This window comes from Actinomadura sp. BRA 177 (assembly GCF_013372625.1).
Classification (GTDB): Bacteria; Actinomycetota; Actinomycetes; order Streptosporangiales; family Streptosporangiaceae; genus Spirillospora.
The window spans coordinates 1-6,357 of the sequence record NZ_JABXFD010000573.1; the positions used below are offsets into that span (position 1 = coordinate 1).

General features: G+C 71.3%; 4 protein-coding genes and 1 pseudogene. 1 reads left to right on the forward strand and 4 read right to left on the reverse strand.

The window, feature by feature from the left end; all coding sequences use genetic code 11:
• Nucleotides 1-200 (reverse strand): annotated as a pseudogene (locus HUX53_RS32640) (3-hydroxybenzoate 6-hydroxylase); the annotation flags it as partial.
• 426 nt (nt 201-626) lie between these two features.
• Between HUX53_RS32640 and HUX53_RS32645 the strand changes: the two are divergent.
• On the forward strand, nt 627-1,442 hold the full coding sequence (locus tag HUX53_RS32645) for an RNA methyltransferase (RefSeq protein WP_176407064.1): 816 nt from the start codon (nt 627-629) through the stop codon (nt 1,440-1,442).
• Between the two features lie 117 nt (nt 1,443-1,559).
• On the opposite strand, the gene HUX53_RS32650 is transcribed toward HUX53_RS32645, so the two are convergent.
• From HUX53_RS32650 to HUX53_RS32660, 3 genes are all read right to left on the reverse strand, one after another.
• The gene (locus HUX53_RS32650; RefSeq protein ID WP_176407065.1) at nt 1,560-2,615 is read right to left on the reverse strand and encodes a hypothetical protein; all 1,056 of its coding nucleotides are present in this window, start codon (nt 2,613-2,615) and stop codon (nt 1,560-1,562) included.
• A 118-nt stretch (nt 2,616-2,733) separates the two neighbouring features.
• On the reverse strand, nt 2,734-3,102 hold the full coding sequence (locus HUX53_RS32655) for a hypothetical protein (protein ID WP_176407066.1): 369 nt from the start codon (nt 3,100-3,102) through the stop codon (nt 2,734-2,736).
• Entirely contained in the window at nt 3,099-4,217 is a 1,119-nt protein-coding gene (locus HUX53_RS32660) for an SseB family protein (RefSeq protein ID WP_176407067.1), read from the reverse strand. Before HUX53_RS32660 ends, HUX53_RS32655 begins: the two co-directional genes overlap by 4 nt.
• Between the last annotated feature and the right edge of the window lie 2,140 nt (nt 4,218-6,357).

A 6,357-nucleotide genomic window follows, 5' to 3' on the forward strand; every position in this document is an offset into this window, starting at 1 on the left:
TGCAGCGCGGTCGGGCCGTAGAGCCAGTCCACGAACGCGTAGTCGTAGGTGCCGCGCTCCCGCAGCAGGACGTTGCGCTGCTGCCGAGCCAGCCCGTCCAGGTGCCACAGCTGGCCCCAGGCGCGGGCCGTGCTGACGACGCGGCGGCAGTGCTCGGGCCGGCCGGCCCGGTAGGCCGCGGGGACGGCCGGCCAGTCCACCGTCCCGGCGTCGGGGAGGCGCCGGGCGGCGCTCCCTGCGGCCCGGCCGGGGGCTGGGCGAGCGGCCGGCCCTGCCCGTCCCGCGCGCCGAACCAGTCGGACGACCCGTCGTTGGCCGGGCCGAAGACGGGCCTGGACGGGTCGTAGCCGCCGTCCATCCCCTCAGGGAAGTCATTGCGATGACGTCCGCTCATGGCCTGCCCTCGATTCACCAGAAACCCGCCGATGTTCCCCGGCACTGTAGTAGTACGAACCAGAGGTTACAAAGAACTCAAAACTGATAATGACGCAGGTCATCACCGTATGTCCCGACGAACCTGGCATTGGCCCTGCCCGTCACGGACTGCTACCGCGGCGGTACGGATCGGCGCGATCTCGCGTTCACGCTCGTCCGAATCCGGCCGCCGCAGGCGGCAGACTTGGGGGATGGCCGACCTTATCGCCGTCTCGGACCCCGCCGACCCGCGCCTCACAGACTACGTGCGGCTGCGGGATGTGAACCTCCGCAAGAGCCTGGAGGCCGAGCACGGCCTGTTCGTCGCCGAGGGCGAGAAGGTGATCCGCCGCGCGATCGCCGCCGGCCACCCCGTCCGCTCCCTGCTGATGGCCCGCCGCTGGGCCGACCCCCTCGCCGACGTCCTGACCTCCCTGGACGCCCCCGTCTACGTCGCCGACGACGCCACCATGGAGTCGATCACCGGCTTCCAGGTGCATCGCGGCGCCCTGGCCTCCCTGGAACGCCTCCCGCTGCCTTCGCTGGACGACGTCCTCACCGGCGCCCGCCGGGTGGTCATCTGCGAGGACATCGTCGACCACACCAACATCGGTGCGATCTTCCGCTGCGCGGCGGCCCTCGGCGTGGACGCCGCCGTCCTCGCGCCCCGCTGCGCCGACCCGCTCTACCGCCGCTCGGTCAAGGTCTCCATGGGCGCCGTGTTCGCCCTGCCGTACGCCCGCATGACCGACTGGCACAACGATCTCTCCGTGCTCCGTGCCGTGGGCTTCCAACTCCTCGCCCTGACGCCGGACCCGGACGCGGAACCCATCGACGACGTGAAGACCGGCGACCGCCGGGCGCTGCTCCTCGGCTCGGAGGGGGACGGCCTGTCGTCCCGCTGGCTGCACGAGGCCGACCACCGCGTTCGCATCCCCATGAACGAAACGGCCTTGGCCCGCGGCGTCGACTCCCTGAACGTCGTGGCCGCCGCCGCAATAGCGTGCTACGCCCTCACCCGGAATTGATGCTTGCGTGATATGGGCACCATTCTGTAATTGGTGCGGCATTCCGTGTGCGGGGTGCCTCGTGAGCATTCACTTGGCTCGCCGCTTGGCCGGTCAGAACAGCAGTAAGGCGACCGATTATTTGCTGAAGGTGCCGCGGCGGGGACGGCGGTGTGTTCCCTTTGGGCGCTTCGCTACACCGGCGGGCATGCGTCGCCGTCCGAGGCGCAATTGGGTGAGCAACAGTGAGAAGGCGACGAGAAGAGCGGCCAGCCATGCGATCTGCGTGCTCGCCATTCGCTCGAACGTGATGTCCTGGGCGACGGGCGCCTTGTTTCCCTGCAACCGGCTCTGCGGCGTCCCCGATCCGGGCACCGGACTCGGCGCGACCGACGGGCTGGGCGCCTGAATGGGCGGCAGTGCGACCTGCGGATCCTTGGGATCGAACGACGAATTGGGCGACGGCAGCACGACTCCGCCCGACCCGGATCCGCCGCTGGACGACGAGGACCCGCCACCCGAACTCGACCCGCCGCCCCCAGTGGAACCGCCGCTCCCGCCGGACCCGGACGACTTCGTCGGAGTGGGCGAAGGCTTGGACGGCTTCCTCGACGGCGACTTGGTTTTCTTGGGCAGCGGTGTGAACGTCACGCTGGTCTGGTCGATACCGTCGTCCGTCTCATCCCTGGCGACAGTCCCTTCCACAGTGACCTTGAGAGTCACAGAGACAGGGTCGGTAATGCTCGAGGGCATCGATACGTAAGTGCTGATGGCCTTGCCGTCTGTGTCGACCTGCCTGAGATTGCAACTCTCGTCGTCTTTCGTGGGCCGAGGGCAAGCTCCCGTGATCTTCGGCTTCTGCTTCGATTTTGTAAGCAGGTCGACGGCCGTGACATGGACGTCAGTTGCTTGCCCGGCACTAGTAGATACCGTGATGGTGAAGGCGGCGCGCTTGTCCGCCCTGACGGAGGAATCGTCCACCGAGACCTTGACCTTGAGGTCGGGCGTCGGCGTGGGGGGCGGCGTGGGAGTGGGGGGCGTCGCCGCAGGTTCAGAAGGAGCAGGCGATGTCGAGCCGGACCCGGAAGGGGTCGGGGTTGGGGTCGCCGCCAGCGCCGACGCGCCGCCGGTGGCGAGGACCGCCGCCGTGCCGAGCCCGATGAACACCGGTTTGACCGCCGATCGGCAGATCACCGCCGTGTACCTCCGTCGCGTCGCCGTTGAGCGCCCGTGCCCCATGTGCAATACCCGAGGGATCGCCTCGGGTATCAAGCGAACACGGATCTCCGGGCCAAATCAACCCCGTCCGGCGTCAGATCAACTCCTCGCGGACGTCCTCGACCTCGGAGCCGGGCGCCCACGTCTGCCAGATGCCCTGGTCGATGCGGTCGAGCCCCAGATTTTCGGCGACCGGGGCCCGCCCTCCGGTGTATTCGACGCGCAGCCAACTTTCATGCTCGCCGACGATGACGAACCGCTCGCCGCGCCAGCGGCACGTCGTCCGGACGTACCGGAGGTCCTCGATCTCGGACGCGGGGACGATCCGGCGGAACCGCCCGGGCCGCAACTCCTCGAACCCGTCCGTCGGACCGGGCGCGTACAGCCGGACCTCGCCGTCGGCGCCGGGCGCGGCCTCGAAGTCGCGGCCGAGCCAGCGCGCCACGTACCCGTCCCGGATCACTGCGCGGCCTCCGTCCGTCCGTCCCAGCCCTCGGGGCTCGGCTCCGGCCGGAGCCAGGCGAGCCGGTCGGGGTCGTACATCGCCACGAACCGCTCAGACCGGTCATGGCCGAGGTAGTACATCTCCGCCCCGTACGGCAGCCGGACGCTGTCCACCTTGTATTCGCGGATGGACCCGGCGCTCCCCGGCGCGAACCCGCCGCCCAGGAACGGCGCCCGCTCGATGACCCAGCCGGCCTCGCCCCAGGCGGCCAGCTCCGCCTCGTCCCGTCCGCCGAAGGGAACCCGGTACAGATCGGGACAATAGGCGGGCCACCGGATGACGTAGACGCCGTCGTCCGCGGGCGAGAACGCGGAGCCGTCGTACAGCAGCCCCAGCGCCTCGTACAGCTGGCCGGGCGTCTGCAGTTCGGCGACGTCCCCGGTCGAGTGCACGAACCCGCCGACCCGGTCGTAGCCCTGCTCCAGATACCAGGCGACAAGATTGTGCGGGACGACCTTCTGCATGATCGTCGGGGCCGACACCCGGTCGTCCGGATCGGCCGGCAACTGCGCCACCGCCGGCTCCGTCCGCGGCGGCGGCAGCGGAACCTCCGGCCGCGCCGGGACGAGCCCGACCCGCACCGCCCACTCGCTGAGCGCCCGCACCTGGTCGCCCTGCAGCGACGCCCCGATGCGCGTCCCCGGGTTCAGCAGCATCGCCCAGTCGTCCCGCGGCCAGGCGCCGATCAGCTCCCGGAAGTCCGCGTACACGAACCGCGACTCGGGCAGCACCTCGCGCAGCCGCACCAGCGACGTGAACACCTGCACGGCCGACTCGCTCCGCAGCGCCGCGTCCCACCGGAACTCCCGCTGCATGGGCGTCACCTCAAGCGGCGCGTCACCCGGAATCGGCACGAGCACGTTCGCGTTCAGCAGCACCCGCAGGAACGCGTCCGAGTCCCCGCCGAACGCGGCCTCGTAAAGCTCCTGATCGATCCGGTTCCCGGGTTCGAACACCGGCTCGACGGCCCGCAGAACCGCCGCGGCCTCACCACGTCCGCCCAGAACGTCCTCGCGCGGCGAGCCGGCATGCCGCCCACCCTCGGAGCCCGAACCGGCTGGGCCCTGAGCCATATCGGACGCCTGCCCCGACGAGCCTGATGTCGCCTCGTACGGCCCACCCCTCACGCCGGGCGCGCGAGCCCCGTCATACGACGTTTCGCCGGGATAAGCCCCTTCACCCGACGCCAGACCAGTGTGGTGCCCCGTCCCGGCTCCGCCCGGACGGAATCCAGGCGCACCGAACATGTCGGACGCGCTGGACGAGTCGCGCGCAGCGGACTCGCGTCCTCCAAACGGCATGCCCGAAGAACCCCCGGCGCCGGACGCCCCAGACTCGACCCCGGTAGTCGAAGCGTGGGCCCCACGTAGGCTCTCCCCACCCGCTTCACCGAGCGCGCCCGACATACCGGACGCGCCGCGCGCCCCTTCACCGGGCATGCCGGACGTGCCCGCATTGCCCTGTGGTGGGCCGGCATGCTGCCCAGGCTGAGCGCCGCCCGCCCGTTGTCCGACGTCGCGTCCGCTCAGTCCACTCGCTTCGCCTGGTGCGCCGGGCATGCCGGACGCGCCATGCGCCCCTTCGCCGGTGTCGGCGACAGGCTGATCCCCCACACCCGACGCGCCCGCTGTGGCGCCGCCGGACGTGTTGGGCATGCCCGCGCTGCCCTCATGTGGTGAGCCGGCGTGCTGCCCAGGCGGAGCGCTGCCCGTCGAGGTGTGGGCGGCCGGTTGTTCTACGCCGCGTCCGCTCAGGCCGCCCGCTTCGCCGGGTGTGCCGGGCATGTCGGACGTGCTTGGGGCGCTGTGCGGGCCTTCGCTGGTGTGGCTGGCAGGCTGATCCCCCGCGCGCGGCGCGCCTGCCGTGGTGTCGCCGGGCGTGCCCGCGCTGCCTGCTACGCCTTCGTGTGGTGAGCTGGCGTGCTGCCCAGGCTGAGCGCCGCCCGCCAAGGGGTAGGGCCCAGGTCCCACATCGCGTCCGCCCACGCCGCCCGCTTCGCCAGGTGCACTGGCCATGTCGGACGCGCCGGGAGTACCACCCGTCCTTTCGCCGGTGTGGGCGGCAGGGCGATCCCCCTCGCCCGGCGCGCCCGCTGCGGCGCCGCCGGGCATGCCGGACGTGTTTGGGGCGCTGTGCGGGCCTTCGCCGATGTGGGCGGCAGGCTGATGCCCCCCACGCGGTTCGCCGGCTGTGGCGCTGCCGGGCGTGTTGGGCGTGCCCGCGCTGCTTGCTACGCCCTCATGTGGTGGGCTGGCGTGCTGCCCAGGCTGAGCGCCGCTCGCCAAGGGGTGGGCCCCAGGTCCTACATCGCGTCCACCCAAATCGCCCACTTCGTCCGGCGTTCCGGGCGTGTCGGACGTGCTTGGGGTGCCGTGCGTTCCTTGGCTGGTGTGGGGGCCAGGTTGATCCCCCACACGTGGGGCGCCCGATGGGGCTGCGTTAGTGGGGGCGCCGGGCATTTCGGACGCGCTCGCATTGCCCGCTGCGTCCTCGTGTGGTGGGCTGGCGTGTTGGCGAGGATGAGCGCCAGCCGTCGAGGTGTGGGCGGCCGGTCGTCCCACGTCGCGTCCGCTCTGCCCGCCCGCTTCGCCTGGTGCGCCGGGCATGCCGGACGTGCCGTGCGTACCTTCGCCGGTGTGGGGGACAGGCTGACCCCCCACACGCGGTCCGCCCGCTGTGGCGCCGCTGGGCGTGCCCGCGCTGCCTGCTGCGCCTTCATGTGGTGGGCTGGCGTGCTGCCCAGGCTGAGCGCCGCTCGCCAAGGGGTGGGCCCCAGGTCCTACATCGCGTCCACCCAAATCGCCCACTTCGTCCGGCGTTCCGGGCATGTCGGACGAGCTGGGGGCGCCGTGCGTTCCTTGGCTGGTGTGGGGGGCAGGTTGATCCCCCACGCGTGGCGCGCTCGATGGGGCTGCGTTAGTGGGGGCGCCGGGCATTTCGGACGCGCTCGCATTGCCCGCTGCGTCCTCGTGTGGTGGGCCGGCGTGCTGGCGAGGCTGAGCGCCGGGCATGTCGGACGTGTCGGACGTGCTTGGGGTGCTGTGTGGGCCTTCGGCGGTGTCGGGGGCAGGGTCCGCCATGTGCGGCGCGCCTGCTGTGGGGGCGGTTTCGGGATGCGGGGCCTTGTTGTGCGCGGCGGGGATGCCTTCGTCGGGCACGTTTGTGTTGTGTCGGCTGGTCAGGCCGTTCGGTGCGGCGGAGAGGTCGGACGGG